Origin of the sequence: Acidovorax sp. LjRoot66 (assembly GCF_964253305.1) — a bacterium.
Lineage (GTDB): Bacteria > Pseudomonadota > Gammaproteobacteria > Burkholderiales > Burkholderiaceae_C > Acidovorax.
The window spans coordinates 3,896,723-3,913,050 of record NZ_CAXUQU020000001.1 but is presented as its reverse complement, the minus strand read 5'-3'; the positions used below and the strand labels follow the sequence as shown (position 1 = coordinate 3,913,050).

At 66.2% G+C, this 16,328-nt stretch carries 13 protein-coding genes; 12 read left to right on the top strand and 1 reads right to left on the bottom strand.

Annotation, left to right across the window (positions count from 1 at the left end):
* Positions 1–43: 43 nt before the first annotated feature.
* The 12 genes from ACSQ3Y_RS18450 (at position 44) to ACSQ3Y_RS18395 (ending at position 15,341) form a co-directional block, all read left to right on the top strand.
* A complete protein-coding gene (locus tag ACSQ3Y_RS18450; RefSeq protein WP_057267381.1) occupies positions 44–1,207 on the top strand; it encodes a PilT/PilU family type 4a pilus ATPase in 1,164 nt (387 codons plus the stop codon).
* 57 nt (positions 1,208–1,264) lie between these two features.
* Entirely contained in the window at positions 1,265–2,446 is a 1,182-nt protein-coding gene (dapE, locus tag ACSQ3Y_RS18445; RefSeq protein ID WP_057204342.1) for a succinyl-diaminopimelate desuccinylase, read from the top strand.
* The gene (gene prmB / locus ACSQ3Y_RS18440) at positions 2,443–3,345 is read left to right on the top strand and encodes a 50S ribosomal protein L3 N(5)-glutamine methyltransferase (protein WP_436178392.1); all 903 of its coding nucleotides are present in this window, start codon (positions 2,443–2,445) and stop codon (positions 3,343–3,345) included. Before dapE ends, prmB begins: the two co-directional genes overlap by 4 nt.
* Entirely contained in the window at positions 3,342–4,385 is a 1,044-nt protein-coding gene (locus tag ACSQ3Y_RS18435) for a glycosyltransferase family 2 protein (RefSeq protein WP_436178391.1), read from the top strand. Before prmB ends, ACSQ3Y_RS18435 begins: the two co-directional genes overlap by 4 nt.
* A 3-nt stretch (positions 4,386–4,388) precedes the next feature.
* On the top strand, positions 4,389–5,843 hold the full coding sequence (locus ACSQ3Y_RS18430) for a DUF2142 domain-containing protein (RefSeq protein WP_436178390.1): 1,455 nt from the start codon (positions 4,389–4,391) through the stop codon (positions 5,841–5,843).
* 46 nt (positions 5,844–5,889) lie between these two features.
* Positions 5,890–6,237: a hypothetical protein gene (locus ACSQ3Y_RS18425; RefSeq protein ID WP_057204336.1), complete on the top strand. Its 348-nt coding sequence runs from the start codon at positions 5,890–5,892 to the stop codon at positions 6,235–6,237.
* Complete coding sequence (locus ACSQ3Y_RS18420) at positions 6,234–8,798, top strand: DUF7657 domain-containing protein (RefSeq protein ID WP_436178389.1); 2,565 nt, start codon at positions 6,234–6,236, stop codon at positions 8,796–8,798. The genes ACSQ3Y_RS18425 and ACSQ3Y_RS18420 overlap by 4 nt, the downstream gene beginning before the upstream one ends.
* Positions 8,799–8,897: 99 nt before the next feature.
* Positions 8,898–9,386 carry a GNAT family N-acetyltransferase gene (locus ACSQ3Y_RS18415; RefSeq protein WP_057267384.1) on the top strand — a complete coding sequence of 163 codons (489 nt, stop codon included), beginning with the start codon at positions 8,898–8,900 and terminating at the stop codon, positions 9,384–9,386.
* Between the two features lie 11 nt (positions 9,387–9,397).
* Positions 9,398–11,464 (top strand): ABC-F family ATP-binding cassette domain-containing protein, encoded by a 2,067-nt coding sequence (locus ACSQ3Y_RS18410; protein ID WP_436178388.1) that lies wholly within the window; start codon positions 9,398–9,400, stop codon positions 11,462–11,464.
* Positions 11,465–12,215: 751 nt separating this feature from the next.
* On the top strand, positions 12,216–12,881 hold the full coding sequence (locus tag ACSQ3Y_RS18405) for a DUF4124 domain-containing protein (RefSeq protein ID WP_436178387.1): 666 nt from the start codon (positions 12,216–12,218) through the stop codon (positions 12,879–12,881).
* Positions 12,882–12,967: 86 nt separating this feature from the next.
* Positions 12,968–13,987 carry a hypothetical protein gene (locus ACSQ3Y_RS18400; protein ID WP_436178386.1) on the top strand — a complete coding sequence of 340 codons (1,020 nt, stop codon included), beginning with the start codon at positions 12,968–12,970 and terminating at the stop codon, positions 13,985–13,987.
* A 199-nt stretch (positions 13,988–14,186) separates the two neighbouring features.
* Positions 14,187–15,341, top strand: a complete 1,155-nt coding sequence (locus ACSQ3Y_RS18395; RefSeq protein WP_436178385.1) for an ABC transporter substrate-binding protein — start codon at positions 14,187–14,189, stop codon at positions 15,339–15,341.
* 186 nt (positions 15,342–15,527) lie between these two features.
* On the opposite strand, the gene phbB is transcribed toward ACSQ3Y_RS18395, so the two are convergent.
* Positions 15,528–16,265, bottom strand: coding sequence for an acetoacetyl-CoA reductase (gene phbB / locus ACSQ3Y_RS18390; RefSeq protein ID WP_057204326.1), 738 nt, complete (start codon positions 16,263–16,265; stop codon positions 15,528–15,530).
* Positions 16,266–16,328: the final 63 nt, after the last annotated feature.

Here is a 16,328-nt window from a genome sequence, read left to right as displayed (position 1 = left end):
GGCCAGCGCCGGCAGACAGACCGACAATGAGAGGGGAAACACCATGAGTACGATGGAGCGGATTCTTCGCCTGATGAGCGAAAAGAAGGCGTCGGACGTCTACCTGTCGGCCAATGCTCCGGCGCTGATCAAGATCAATGGCGAGTGCGTGCCGATCAACAACCAGATCCTGCCGCCGGATGCGCCGCGCAACCTGCTGTCCGAGATCATCACGCCCGACCGCATCGAAGAGCTCGAAGAGACCGGCGAGCTCAACATGGGCGTGCCGCTCTCGGGCGTGGGGCGTTTTCGTATCAGCGCCATGCGCCAGCGCGGCAGCTATGCGGTGGTGATCCGCTTCATCTCGCAGCAGATTCCCGAAATCAGCACACTGGGACTGCCCCCGGTGCTGACCGAGCTGATCATGGAAAAGCGCGGCCTGATCCTCATGGTAGGCGCCACGGGCTCGGGCAAGAGCACCTCGCTCGCCTCCATGATCGACAGCCGCAACGAGGTGCTCACCGGCCACATCCTCACCATCGAGGACCCGGTGGAGTACCAGTTTCGCAACAAGAAATCCATCGTCAACCAGCGCGAGATCGGCAGCGACACCCAGTCGCTGCAGACTGCCCTGAAGAACGCGCTGCGCCAGGCACCCGACGTGATCCTGATCGGCGAAATCCGCGACCGCGAAACCATGTCTGCAGCCATCGCCTACGCCCAGTCGGGCCATTTGTGCCTGGCCACGCTGCACGGCAACAACAGCTACCACGCGCTCAACCGTATCCTGTCCTTCTACCCCGTGGAAGTGCGCCCGACCATGCTCGGCGACCTCGCCTCGGCCCTCAAGGCCGTGATTTCGCAGCGCCTGGTGCGCACCCTGGATGGGGGCCGCCTGCCGGCCGTGGAGGTCATGCTCAACACCAAGCTGGTGTCCGACCTGATCGAAAAGGGCGATTTCGGCGGCGTCAAGGAAGCCATGGAAAAGTCCATGGCCGAAGGCTCGCAGACCTTCGAGGAAGACCTGGCGCGCATGATCATGGACAAGCGCATCGACAAGAAGGAAGGCATGGCCTTCGCCGATTCGCCCACCAACCTGATGTGGCGACTGCAGAACGACTTCTCGCTGGCGGCCAATGCCGCCAAGGCGCAAAAGGAGTCGCGCGACACGCCCGATGACATGCCCTCGTTCACCGAGATCGTGCTGGACGTGAAGCCAGCCGCCTGAGGCGGGGGCGCGCAGCGCCCCCATGTTCTTTTTGTCTTTGTCCTTTATTTGCCTGCAATGTCCCGTACCCTGCACCTGGCCGAACAGCTGATCTCCCTGCCCTCCATCACCCCCGACGACGCGGGTTGCCTGGAGGTGCTGGCAGCACGGCTCGCCCCCCTGGGCTTCGTGTGCGAGCGCATCGACAGCGGCCCTGACAACTTTCGCGTAAGCAACCTCTGGGCCCGCCGGGCGGGTGCCAATGGTGCTGCCGCCAAGACCCTGGTGTTTGCCGGCCACACCGACGTGGTGCCCACCGGCCCGCTCAGCCAATGGACCAGCGACCCTTTCGTGCCCACGCACCGTGACGGCAAGCTGTTTGGCCGCGGTGCGAGCGACATGAAGACCTCCATCGCCGCCTTCGTGGTGGCCGTGGAAGACTTCCTGGCCGCAACACCCGAACCGCATGTCACCCTGGCCCTGCTGCTCACCAGCGATGAGGAAGGCCCTTCGGTGGATGGCACCAAGGTCGTAGTCGAGCAGCTCAGCGCACGCGGCGAGCGCCTGGACTACTGCATCGTGGGCGAGCCGACCTCGGTGGAGCGCACCGGCGACATGATCAAGAACGGCCGGCGCGGCACGCTGTCGGGCAAGCTCGCTGTGCGCGGCATCCAGGGCCACATTGCCTACCCGCAACTGGCACGCAACCCGATCCACCAGGCCCTGCCGGCGCTGGCTGAACTGGCCGCGACCGAATGGGACCAGGGCAACGCCTTCTTCCCGCCCACCAGCTGGCAGGTCAGCAACGTGCATGGCGGCACCGGTGCCACCAACATCATCCCGGGCGAGGTGGTGTGGGATTTCAACTTCCGCTTCTCGACCGAGTCCACGGCCGAGGGCCTGAAGCAGCGCGTGCACGCCGTGCTCGACGCGCACGGCCTCGACTACGAGCTGCGCTGGACCCTGGGCGGCCAGCCGTTCCTGACGACACCGGGCGAACTGGTCACGGCGGTGCAGCAGGCCATCCTGGCCGAGACGGGCATCACCACCGAACTGTCCACCACGGGCGGCACCAGCGACGGGCGCTTTATCGCCCAGGTCTGCCCCCAGGTGATCGAGATGGGCCCGCCCAACGCCACCATCCACAAGATCGACGAGCACATCGTGGTGGCCGACATCGAGCCGCTCACCAACATCTACCGCCGCACCCTGGACAACCTGCATGCCCAGGCCCTCGCGGCTGCGGCGGTGCCGGCATGAGCGCGGTGCTGAACGGGGGCACCGTGGGTGCCGTGGTGCAGTCCGCAGCCGCCCTGCTGGCATCGGCCGGCCTCGCGTTCGGCCATGGCACCGCCAACGCACACGACGAGGCCGCCTGGCTGGTGCTGTGGCGCCTGGGCCTGCCCCTGGACAGCGATCTGTCGGACGAGCCCGGCTCCATCAGCAGCCAAGATGTCTCGCCGGACCAACTGCGCGAGGTGCAGGCCTTGCTGGACGAGCGCATCAGCACCCGCAAGCCCGCCGCCTACCTCACGCGCGAAGCCTGGCTGCAAGGCGTGTCCTTCTACGTGGACGAGCGTGCCATCGTGCCGCGCAGCTTCATTGCCGAGCTGCTGGCCGACGGCAGCGTGGACGAATTCCTGGGCGAGCACACGCACCGGGTGCTGGACCTGTGCACCGGCAACGGCAGCCTGGCGGTACTGGCCGCCATGGCCTGGCCCGAGATTGCCGTGACGGGCGCCGACATTTCGCCAGATGCCCTGGACGTGGCCCGCATCAACGTGGAACGCCACGGCTTGCAGGATCGCATCACGCTGCAGCTTTCGGACGGTCTCGCCACCCTGCCCGGCCCCTGGGACCTGATCCTGTGCAACCCGCCGTACGTCAACACCACCAGCATGGCCCAGTTGCCGGCCGAGTACCGCGCCGAGCCCGAGCTGGCCCTGGCCGGGGGCGCGGACGGCATGGATTTCATCCGCCAGTTGCTCAAGGATGCGCCTTCGCGCATGGCCGAAAACGCCGTGCTGCTGCTGGAGATCGGCAACGAGCGCGAGCATTTCGAAGCTGCCTTCCCACGCCTGCCGGTCTACTGGATCGACACCAGCGCCGGCGAAGACCAGGTGCTGCTGATCACCCGGGAGGCGCTGGTCCAGGCATGAACGGCATTTCCACCCCTCTGACCATCACTGCCCCCCTTTCCCTCTCGGTTTCCCCGGCGCCCGTGCGTGTCGCGGTGGTCATTCCCTGCTACAAGGTCACGGCCCACGTGCTGGGCGTCATCGAGCGCATCGGCCCCGAGGTGCAGGGCATCTTCGCCGTGGACGACAAATGCCCGGTCAATTCCGGCGCCTTTATCCAGCAGCACTGCACCGATCCGCGCGTGCAGGTGGTCTTCAACCCCGAGAACCTGGGTGTGGGCGGCGCCGTGATGCATGGCTACCGCTGCGCCATCGAGGCGGGGTACGACATCATCGTCAAGGTCGATGGCGACGGCCAGATGGACCCGCGCCTGTTGCCCGGCTTCATCGCCCCCATCTTGAACGGCGAGGCCGATTACACCAAGGGCAACCGCTTCTTCGACCTCGAAGAAATCCACCAGATGCCGCGCATGCGCATCTTCGGCAATGCGGCCTTGTCGTTTTTGACCAAGATCTCGTCGGGCTACTGGCAGGTGTTCGACCCCACCAACGGCTACACGGCCATCCACGCGCGCGTGGCCAGCCACCTGCCGTTCGACAAGATCAGCCGCAGGTACTTCTTCGAGACGGACATGCTGTTCAGGTTGAACACCCTGCGCGCCGTGGTGGTGGATGTGCCCATGAACGCGCACTACGCCGACGAGGAAAGCAACCTCAAGATCAGCAAGATCCTGCCCGAGTTCACAGTCAAGCACCTGCGCAACTTCAGCAAGCGGATCTTCTACAACTACTACCTGCGCGACATGTCGCTGGCCTCCATCGAGCTGCCGCTGGGCCTGCTGCTGCTGGGCTTTGGCACCTGTTTCGGCCTGCTGCACTGGATCAGCTCCAGCGCCCACCAGTCCTACTCGTCGGCCGGCACCGTGATGCTGGCGGCCCTGCCCGTCATTGCCGGCCTGCAGTTGCTGCTGGCCTTCATCGGGCACGACATCGCCTCGGTGCCCCAGAAGCCGCTGCACAAGGTGCTGCACAGGAAGATCGATCTCGCCAAGAATGGCTGAAGGATGGGTGTTTCCGTCCAGGCCACCGCCACGCGCACCGGGACGCGCCACCTGAAATCCCGCATCGACCTGCGCACGGCAGGCCTGCCTGCGCTGGTGGGCGGCTTGCTGCTGGCGCTCGTGGTGGCATGGGGCCTGATGCGGCTGGTACCGGCCTTCCAGTCGCCTGACGAGAATGTGCACCTGCTGCGCGCCGACATGATCGCCCACGGCCAGTGGACCCTGCGCAAGGATGAGCCGGACGAGTTCGGCAACCAGGGCGGCTATGTGGACCGGAACTTCGTGGCGTTCACGTCGCGCATGCGGGCGATCTCCGGCACCGAGCGCGACTACACGGCTTCGGCCAGCGCACTCATGGCCCAGGCCGCAGGGGAGCGTTGGGCGCACAAGGACCTGTTCGTCAATGCGGTAGGCACGGGCTACTACGCGCCCTTCATCTACCTGCCCCACGCGCTGGGCCTGCGCACCGCGCGCGCGCTCGACCTATCGATGCGCGCAAGCTACGAGCTGACGCGCCTGCTGGTGGCGGCCACAGCCCTGGGCCTGATCGCATGGGCGTGGCGGCTGTTCACGCCCAATCTGCTGGTGCGCGCGCTGGTGCTGATGCCCATGGCCATGTTCCAGATCATCTCGCCCACCATCGACGGGCTGAGCATCGCCTCAGCGCTGCTGCTGGCCGCACTGTTCTCGGTGCGCTGCATGGCCCCCCGCAGCGACGCGAACCCGCTGCAGGAATACGCGCTCTATGCCTGCATCTTCCTGCTCGTGACGTCCCGCGTCAATCTGGCCCCCCTGCTGCTGCTGCCCCTGTGGCTGCTTGTGCGCAGGTTTTCGGCCGCGCACCTGCTGGCCTGGATCGCGCTCTGCGCGGCCTGCGCCGGCTGGACGCTCTACGGCATCGCCACTACTGCGGACGCGCGCCTGGTGCGCAACCACGCGACCATCGAGATACTGGCGATCTATTTGCAGCACCCACTCGCGTTCATGCGCCTCGTCCTCGATACGCTGCTGGACGGCAAGACCGGGTACTTCTACGCCTATTCCTTCGTCGGCATGATGGGCTGGCTCGATGCGTCCATCACCAAGGATGCGATGAAGGCCGTCTGGTATGGCCTGGCGGTTGCGCTGGCCGCGACCCTCGGGTCGGCGCGCTGGCTGCGGCGCGATGCGGCTGCCCGTGCGCTGCTCTTGCTCGTGGCGCTGGCCAGTTGCGTCCTGGTCTTCCTGGCCCTGGCCATCAGCTGGAACGACTACCCGGTGGCCATCATCAGCGGCGTTCAGGGCCGCTACTTCATCGTGCCCGCCCTGCTGGGCGCCACGGCGCTGGGGCCCATGGGCCAGGCGGCCTCGCCCACCCACCGGACCGTGGCCAACGTGCTCACGGCCACCTTCGCCCTGGCTTCGCTCTACATCATGGCCACGACCCTGTCCGAGCGTTACGCCCTGCGGCTCCTTTAACATCGCCGGGCCCCTGCCCGATCACTCCCACCCGAGATCCCGATCCATGTACGTCTATCTTCTGACCATCCTTTGTGTGGTGGGCATCGCCATCGGCCAGATCCTGTTCAAGGTCAGCGCCAATTCCATGAACAAGACCGGCAGCTTCTTCGCCATCGAAACCCTGGCCGTGTTCTTTGCCACCATGGTGCTGTACGGCATCACCTCCATTGGCTGGGTGCTGATATTGCGCAAGGCCGAGTTGGGCAAGGTCTACCCCTTCATGGCCCTGGCCTTCGTCATCGTGCCGCTGGCCAGCCGCTTCTTCTTCGGTGAGCGCTTTGCCCCCAGCTACTTCATCGGCACGGCGCTCATCATGTCGGGCATCGCGGTCACGGTGGCCGCATCCCGATGAGCAGCACCATGCCGAGGCGCGGGTACCACCTGCATCCGCTGGGCGCCGCCTGGCTTGCCGCTGTGTTCGCGGCGCTGCTGCTCGCCCTGCTGTGGCTGCCGCAGGCCGCCCGCGCCCAGCAGCCCCTGGCCCCCGGCACCTACGGCTTCGTCGACACGGTGGAGTACGACCAGGCCAAAGGCGTCGTGCGCATCACCGGCTGGTGCTATGACTCGCAGAACCAGCGCCTGCCCAAGGACTTCACCGTGCGCATCGGGGACACCGAGAAGCGCATCGCCATTCCCACGCGCAAGACCCGTCCCTCCGTCGCGGTCTACTTCAAGGATGGGGAGAGCATTCCGCTGGAGTTCTCGCTCGAAGTGCGCTACCCGCGCTACCTGGGGGGGGGCGAGCAGCCCGTGGGCGTGATCGCCCGCTTCGACGATACCGCGCGCTTCAACGTCGAGCCATCCTCCCCCGCCGCCGGCAAGGTGCTCGGCCCCGACATTGCCCCGCGGCACTGGCTCATCGCTGCTGCGGTGGCGGCCACCATCGTGCTGCTGCTGCTTGGCGCCACGGGCCGGGTGCTCGGCCGCTGCGGCCAGTGGGTCGGTGGCCATCGGCGCATGGTGGCCGGCGGCATTGCCGGCGTCTTCCTGGTGCTCGTGGGCATCGGCGCCACCGGCTCTTCGCTGGAACTGCTGCTGGGCCGCACCGACCAGAGCGAGCACCCTGTGGTATCGGCCGACAGCGCCGTCACCCCCCTGGCGGGCCAGCCACGCGGGGTGCGCTCCGACGAGTGGATGGTGATCACCGCCAGCGCGCTGGCCCAGGCCAGCCACGAACCCCGCTTTCCGGTGATCAACCGCAACCTGGGCCTGGACGGGCAGAACATGCTGGTCATCGGCATGACTGGTGTGCCCGTGCTGCACGTGTCAGCCCTGGCACGCCCGGCCACCTGGGGGTTCTTCGCGCTGCCGCTGGACATGGCGCTGGGCTGGTACTGGTACTTCCCGTTCTTCGCCTGCCTGCTGGCGCTGTGGTGGCTGCTGGACGTGCTGGCCCCCGGCCGCTCTGGGCGCAACCTGGCGCTGTCCTTCGTGTTCTGCCTGGCGCCCTATGCGGCGGGCTGGTCGCAGTGGCCACTGTATGTGGTGTTCTTCCCGTCCGGGGCCCTGGCCGCCGCGCTGCTGATGCTGCGCCAAAAGCCCGGTGCCCACCTGTGGTGGCTGGCCCTGGCACTGGCCTGGTTCCTGGCCGGGTTTGCGCTGGTGCTTTACCCGCCCTGGCAGATCACCGTGGCCACGCTCTACGCCCTGGTGCTGGCCGCCTGGCTGGCCGACCACCGCCGGCAGGTGGCCTGGAGCTGGCAGACCCCACTGGCCTTCGGGGTGGCCGCAGTGCTCATGGGAGCCCTGCTCTATTTCTGGTGGCACGACGCGCGCGAGGCGATTGCCACCATGCGCAGCACCGTCTACCCCGGCCAGCGCGCGGCGCTGCAGGGGGGCGACCTGTCCCCCCTGGTGCTGCTGCGCGGGTTCAGCAATGCCGATACGCTGTCCAACCTGCACGGCAGCGTGTTCAACGAGAGCGAGTTCGGTTCGTACTTCCTGCTGCTGCTGGCCACCTGGTTCCTGTGCCTGCGGCAGATCCGGGACAGGAAGCCCTACCCCTGGCTGCTGGCGGCGTGCGCAGCGTTCTCGGCGTTCAGCGTGGTGTTCGGGGTCTGGGGCGTGCCCTTGGCACTGTCCAAGGCCATGTTCTGGCACTACGTGTCTTCGTCGCGCATCGATCTGGCGCTGGCGCTGTCCTGTCTGCTGGTCATGGCGCTGGCGGGTGGCCGCGAGGGGGCGGTGGCTTCACCACGCCCGGCGCGCAGGGCGGCCGTGGTGCTGGGCCTGCTGACGGCGGCCCTGGCGGCGCTGGTGGTGGCCGGCATTCCCGAAGACTTCTATCCGGGCCTGAGCGTGGCCATGGTGGCCAGCATGGCCGTGGCCGGTGGCTTCATGGCGTACTGGCTGGTGCACGGGAAGGTGGCGCAGTCGATTGCGCTCACCGTGGTGGTGTACGCCATCGCCGTGGCCGACTTCAATCCACTGGGGCTGGCCCCCGCCAAGGTGGCCCTGAACGACACCGTGCAGGGCTATGTGGCAGGCCCGGCATCTGCAGACGGCACCGCGAAGCCCCGGCGGGTGCTGGCCTTGCTGCCCAGCACCTCGCTCGCCATGACGCTCGCCGCGGCGGGTGTTCCCGTGGTGGATGGCGTTTTCTACTACCCCCAGCCCAGCGTGTGGCGCGGCATGCAGTTGCCGGCTGCGGACCAGGACACGGTGAACCGCTACCAGCACCTGACCTTCGTGCAGGAAACCATGCAGGCCCCGGCCGCCTACCGGGTGATCAACCCCACGCCCGACACCGTGCGCGTGATGGTGGACCCGCGGCGCTTCGACTTCGCGCAGACGGGTGCACAGGTGGTGGTGGGCGGTGACCGCATCTTCGAGCTGGGCGAAAACCCCCGCCTGCGCCTGCTGGGCAGGTACGAGGGCTGGGCCTGGTACGAGGTGGCTGGCGCGGCGCCGTAGGGCCGTCCTACAGGGTTTGCCCGGTATCGGCGACAATACGGGGTTGCCTGGGGTGTCGCCGCTCCAGAAAAGCACCCACGCGGACACTGGAACCCGAGCATGCTGCAGATCATCGCAGTCGACACCGAAGACGGCTGGCGGCATTTCAGGGAACTGCTGCTCGAGTACGCACAGCGCGACCATGCCAACGCCGGCCAGAGCAGCATCTGGGCGGACATGGCCGGTCTGCCGGGCCGGTATGCGCATCCTGCCGGTGGTGCGGTTCTTGCCTATCGGCAGGGTGAACTCGCCGCCTGCGGCGCGTTTGCCCCGACAGAGATGGCTGGCCTGGCCGAGATCAAGCGGCTGTACGTGCGCGAAAGCGCACGCGGCCAGGGCATCGCCCGTGAATTGACGCGGGCCCTGGTGCGGCAGTGTGCGGGCGCGGGTTACGACCGTGCCGGCATCAGCACCTGGGACCACAACGAACGCGCGCAGGCGCTGTACCGGCAGATGGGCTTCGGGCCCATCACCCCTTTCAAGGATCATCCGATCCCCAACCTGGTTTACCTGGGCCTTGCGCTGCACGATGCAGCCGAGGCGCCGTGATTGAGTACTGAATGATCAACCTGAAGAACATCGTCCTGCGGCGCGGCGCCAAGGTGCTGCTGGACAACGTCTCCGTGACCCTGAACCCCGGCGAAAAGGTCGGCCTGGTGGGCCGCAACGGCGCCGGCAAGTCCACACTGTTCGCGCTGCTCAACGGCAGCCTGCACGAGGATGGAGGCGACTTTTCCATCCCCCGCCAGTGGCGCATGGCGCAGGTCGCGCAGAACATGCCCGAGACCGATGAAAGCGCCACCGCCTTCGTGCTGGCAGGCGACACGCGCCTGGCCGAGCTGCACACCCAGTTGGCGCAGCTCGACCAGAGCGATGCCGCGCACGACGACGCCGACCACGGCATGGCCATTGCCCAGGTCTACACCGACCTGGCCGACGCGGGCGACCACGACGCCGTGCCGCGCGCGCAGGCGCTGATCCTGGGCCTGGGGTTCCAGTCGCACGAACTTGAGCGCCCGGTGAACAGCTTCTCGGGCGGCTGGCGCATGCGCCTGCAACTGGCGCGCGCGCTGATGTGCCCGTCCGACCTGCTGCTGCTGGACGAACCCACCAACCACTTGGATCTGGACGCCCTGGTCTGGCTCGAAGCCTGGCTCAAGAAGTACGCCGGCACCATGATCGTGATCAGCCATGACCGCGAATTCCTGGACGCCGTCACCAACGTCACCTTGCAGATCGACAGCGCCAAGCTCAACCGCTTCGGCGGCAACTACAGCAAGTTCGAAGAACTGCGGTCCCAGCAGATGGAACTGCAACAGGCTGCCTTCTCCAAGCAGCAGGACAAGATCGCCCACCTGCAGAAGTTCATCGACCGCTTCAAGGCCAAGGCCAGCAAGGCCAAGCAGGCGCAAAGCCGGGTCAAGGCCCTGGAGCGCATGGAGAAGGTGGCCCCGCTGCTGGCCGAGGCCGATTTCACCTTCGAGTTCAAGGAGCCCGTGAACCTGCCCAACCCCATGCTGTCCATCAGCGATGCGGCGTTCGGCTACACCACGGACGACGAGATCAAGACCATCCTCACCGGCGTGAGCAAGTCGGTGCTGGCCGGCCAGCGCATCGGCATCCTGGGCGCTAACGGCCAGGGCAAGTCGACCCTGGTCAAGACCATTGCCCGCGAGATGGCGCCCATTGCGGGCACCGTGACCGAGGGCAAGGGCCTGTCCATCGGCTACTTCGCCCAGCAGGAACTGGACGTGCTGCGCCCCGCCGAGAACCCGCTGGAGCACATGATCCGCCTGGCGCGCGACATGGGCGCTGCGGCCCGCGAACCTTCGCGCGAGCAGGACCTGCGCAGCTACCTGGGCAGCTTCAACTTCAGCGGCGACATGGTCAAGCAGGCCGTGGGCACCATGAGCGGCGGTGAAAAAGCCCGCCTGGTGCTGGCCATGATGGTCTGGCAGCGCCCCAACCTGCTGCTGCTGGACGAGCCCACCAACCACCTGGACCTGGCCACGCGCGAGGCGCTGTCCATGGCGCTCAATGAGTTCGAAGGCACCGTCATGCTGGTCAGCCACGACCGGGCGCTGCTGCGCGCCGTGTGCGACGAGTTCTGGCTGGTGGGCCGCGGCGTGGTGGGCCCGTTCGACGGCGACCTGGACGATTACCAGCGCTACCTGCTCGAGGAGGCCAAGCGCCTGCGCGAATACTCGCGCCAGGCCGAAGCGGCTGCCGTGAAGGCGGCGGCCGCCGCCGCAAGCGCTCCTGCGCCCGCCCCCGCACCGGTAGCCGCCCCACCTGCGGTGGTCGCCAAGGCCCCCACACCGGCCCCGGCCGCCACGCCTGCGGCAGGGCGCGACCAGCGCAAGCTCGATGCCCAAAGCCGCCAGCAACTGGCTGAGAAGACGCGCCCCCTGAAAAAGGAGCTGGAACAGATCGACCAGCGCCTGGCGACTCTGTCGACCGAGCGCAGCGCACTTGAGCAGACCCTCACTCAGGCCCTGCCGCCAGCCGAGATCGCCGAGTGCGGGCGCCGCCTGAAGGCGGGCCATGACGAGACCGCGCAACTGGAAGAACGCTGGCTGGAAGTTTCATCAGCGCTTGAAGAAATTTCGGCAGCTGCCGGCGCGTGAAGTGTAAAACCCTGTAAACGATTACCTATGTTTCCAGCTATTGCAACTCGGCAGGCTTGAAATTGTTGCTATGAATTTTGCAGTGCTTGGCGGCGAAAAAACGTTTCCATTTAGGTTGCATTTTTTTGCGAAACGCTGTCAACCAAGCCGGGAGTGAACGCGTTGTTGGTACATCACAGGAGTTTTCCAGTATGAATACCACCGCAATCATGTCCGCCTGGCCCGAAGACGAACGCGACCGCAAGCGCGCCCCGGCCCGCTTCTGAGGGTGTGGCAGCCCCGGCTCCCAAACCGGGCCGCCCCTTCTTTTTGACGGTTCCAACCCACTCCACCAGGAAAGCCCCGCCACTGCGGGGTTTTTTTGCGTCCCTTCCAGGCGGCAGCCGCCGCATGACCGCAACGCGCTCTTCGCGGGCGCGGCTGCATAGCCCGCGTTCATAGCCCTTTGCGGTACCCTGGAGCGCTCACCGCCCCCTCCCGGTCGCGCCACCTTCGTCTCAGCCCTCTGAGGCCCTGCGCATGCCGTAGCCGGTGGCCTGCCCACGCCTGCGCGGCCGCCCCACGCCCGCCGGTGGACACATTGTCAAGCGCTGGCACAGGGCCGGTGGACAAGGCGGTGAACGCCCGCCAGGCCTTGCCGCAGAACAATCCATGCATTGCCCCACCCCACGGTCTCGACACCGGGTCGGGAGGCGGCCCGGCGAACCCTTTGCCGGCGCCCGAGATTTAATCCATGGAAAGGAAGACCCCGATGCAGATGCAGATGCAGAACCACTTTTTGGGCCGCACGGCGCGTATCCGGCATGGTCTGCGCTTTGCTGGCGCCGGCCTGTTGCTGGCAGCGCTGCACTGCCTGGCACCGTCCGAAGCCAGCGCACAGACGCGCTACACCTGCCGGGACGACAACGGCAACAACTACACCTCCTCGCGTGCCTGCCCCCAGGGCATGAAGACCACGTCGGTATCGGCTGGGCCCACGGCCAGCGAGTACCGCTCCGAACGCTCGCCCAGCCGGTCGGTGTACTCCTCGCCCGCACCGGACCACCAGCAGTACATGAGCGAGCGCTGCCGCACGCTGAACGACACCATGCGATCGGCCTACTCCCGGGGCATCAAGGCCGACGTGCAGGAGGGCATGCGCCGCGAATACGACCGCGACTGCCGCGAGGAAGAGAGCGAAGCCTCCTCCCGCTACGACAGGGAGCGGCGCGAAGCACGCCTGCAGCAGCGCGACGAGGACCGCCAGGCGCAGCAGGCACAGCAGGCGTCGCAGGCCAACGAAGCCCGCCGGGGACAGCAGTGCGCCGAATCGCGCCGCATTCTGAACATCAAGAAGGCGCGCACCGACCTGACGGAAGGCGAGCGCAATGACCTCAAGCGCTTCGAGGACGCCTACCTGGCGCGGTGCGCACGCTGACCGCGAACACTGTCCAGACCATCGGCTATAAACAGCATGGCGCCGGCATCCGCGCGCACCACAACCAGCCGCAAGGAATACAAGGCATGAGCAGTTTCATCGAGATCGGAGGGCGGCGCATTGCAGCCATCGAATCGTCCGAGGGAATCACACTCACCACGGACACCCTCATTTCGCTCAGTGAGGTCAGCGAATTTCCGCAAAACGTGCGGGTGGTGGAAGGCTCCATTCACCTTCACAACGGCAGCCTTCGCAACTTGCCCTCCCCCCTCACCGTCCGCGGCACCCTGCAGATCTGGGCATGCCCCGACCTGGTGCTGCCCGACAACCTCGAAGTGACGGAAGACCTGGTACTACACGGCAGCGACATGGTGAGCGAGAGCCTGCCCTCGGGCTTGGTGGTAGGCGGCGCACTGCATATCGGCAACTGCAAGTTCCGCCAGCTGCCCGTCGACCTGTGCGTGGGCCGCAGCATCCTGGCAAGTGAAAGCGCGCTCGAGGCACTGCCGGATGCACTTTCACTGCCCGGCACACTGGACATCGCCTACACCACCATCTCCAGGCTGCCCGACCGGCTGGAAATCGGCAGCGCCCTGATCCTCACGGACTGCCCGATTTCCGCACTGCCGGAGCATTTCACCGTAGGGGACAGCCTGGACGTCCGGGGCACCAACATCACCCAGTTGCCGACGCAGCTGACGCTGGGGACTGACCTTTTCGTCGCCGATACCGCCATTGACACGCTTCCAGAGAACCTGGAGCTGTGCACCCTGGACATCAGCGACACGCCGATCACCGAGATCCCGGAGTCGACCACCCTGCACGTCAGCCTGTGGGCGGAAAACGCCAAGATCCGCCGTCTCCCAAAGACCTTCGTCGAACTGGACGAGTTGGACCTCAGGGGCAGTGCCATTGAAGCGTTGCCCGAAGGCCTGTTCGTGCGCTTTGACCTGAACCTGGCCGACAGCGCCATCCGGTCGCTGCCCGCGAAGATATCCGTGAACGAGACTCTCTACTTGGGCGGAACCGCCGTTCCAAGAGAGGGGCTGCCCAGAAACGACAAGACGGGGGAGGCGTTGCGCGTCGATTGGGACTGGCGTCCCTGACGCGCCTGGCCTGCAGCACCCTCCCCCCGGTGGCGATCCAGGGTATCACTTGTCCTGCAACGCTCTTTTGACGGTAAGCAGCGCTGAATGCTAGAATAAGGGTTTTCCCTAAGGTTGCGCTATCCGTGCGACCAGGGCCAAGGCAACCACGGCAACCCGTGGCAGCGCCCCCTTCTTCGATCCATCGTCGTCTCCTTCCATGCACCGTCGCCAGTTCACCCAGTCCCTTCTTGCCACCGCCACCGGTCTCTCGCTCGCCTCCTCGGCATGGGCCGGCCCCCAGGACGCCATCGACGCCAAGATGGTCACCATTGGCTGCTCGCTGGGCCTGTCGGGCCCCCTGGCCAGCCTGGGCAAGGAACTCAAGCAGGGCCTGGACGCCGGCATTGCACAGGCCAACGCGCGCAGCGGCGGCACGGGCGGGCGTGAGCTGCGCCTGTTGGCGCTGGACGACGGTTACGATCCAGCACGCTCCGAAGAGAACGTGCGCAAGCTGATTGCCGACGGCAACGTGGCGGCCCTGCTGTCGTGCATGGGCACCAGCAACAACCAGCGCATCATGCCCCTGGTGGACGAGGCGCAGATCCCCTACGTGGCCCCGCAGAGCGGCGCATCGTCGCTGCGCAAGCCCGAGTACCGCTCGGTCTTCCACGTGCGTGCCAGCTACTCCGACGAAGCCCAGCGCCTGGCCAAGAAGCTGGTGGCCATGGGCATCACCGACCTGGCCGTGGTCTACCAGGACACCGCGTTCGGCAAGGAATTCCTGGCCGATGTGAACAATGCACTCAAGGCCGTCAACCAGCCCGCGCCCAAGGCCTTCAAGCTCGACGCCAAGGGGGAGCAAGTGGCCACCGTGGTCCAGCAGACCCTGGCATCCAAGCCCATGACGGTGCTGCTCGGCACGGCAGGCGACGTGAGTGCCGCACTGATCAGCGAATTCCGCAAGGTATCGGCCAGCACGCCCCTGGCTGCCACCAGCGTGGCATTGAGCGGCGAGAACATCCGCCAGCTGGGCACCAAGGCCGGCGGTCTGGCCCTGTCGATGGTGATGCCCGATGCGTCGCGCACCAGCGTCGCCCTGGTGCGTGACTACCAGCGCGCCATGCGTGCCGTGAACCAGCAGGAATTCTCGTCGCGCAGCTTCGAGGGCTACGTGAACGCCCGCGTGCTGATCGACGGCCTGGACCGCGCCGGCCGCGACCTGAGCCGTGCCAAGCTGCGCTCGGCACTGGCCGGTTTGCGCAGCAACGACCTGGGTGGTTTCACGGTCGACTATGCAGGTGGCGCACCGTATGTGGGTTCCAAGTTCATCGACCTGGGCATCATGGGCTCCAACGGCCGCTTTGTGGGCTAAGGCCTGAACAAAGCTCTTCTGGCGTCGTTGCTGCGCCTTGCCGTACTAGCGTACTGTCTGCGGCGCAGCGCCTAGCCAGAACCGCTGCGCTGAGCTTTCTTCAAGCCTCGATCCGCTGGGCTGCAGGCAAAGAACAAAAAACCCGCCGAGGCGGGTTTTGTTGTGGATGGCTCCAAGCTCTGGGCATCAGCCCATGTGCAGGCCGCCGTTGACCGAGAAATCGGCACCGGTGGCGTAGCCGCCCTCTTCCGAGGCCAGCCAGGCGATGATCGAGGCGATCTCGCTGGGCTCGCCCAGTCGCTTGACAGGCACGGTGGCGACGATCTTTTCCAGCACGTCGGGGCGGATGGCCTTGACCATGTCGGTGCCGATGTAGCCCGGGCTCACGGTGTTCACCGTCACGCCCTTGGTGGCCAGCTCCTGCGCCAGGGCCATCGAGAAGCCGTGCATGCCGGCCTTGGCGGCCGAGTAGTTGGTCTGGCCGGCCTGGCCCTTTTCGCCGTTCACGCTGCTGATGTTGACGATGCGGCCCCAGCCCTTTTCCACCATGTCGGCCACCACCTGCTTGGTGACGTTGAACATGCTGTTGAGGTTGGTTTCGATGACGGCATCCCAGTCCTCGCGGGACATCTTGAGGAACATGCGGTCGCGCGTGATGCCGGCGTTGTTCACCAGCACGTCGATGCTGCCGTGTTCGGTCTTGGTCTTGGTGAAGGCTTCCACCGTGGAATCCCAGTCGCCCACATTGCCCACCGATGCGTAGAACGTATAGCCCAGCGCCTTCTGTTCCGCCAGCCACTTGGCATGGTCACGGGTCGGGCCGCAGCCCGCAATGACCTTGAAGTTTTCCTTGTGCAGGCGCTGGCAGATAGCCGTTCCGATGCCCCCCATGCCGCCGGTGACGTACGCGACTTTCTGGCTCATGTAATTACTCCTTGTTTAGTGATGCGCTCCACGCCACTCTACCCAAGAAATACAACCCTCCCC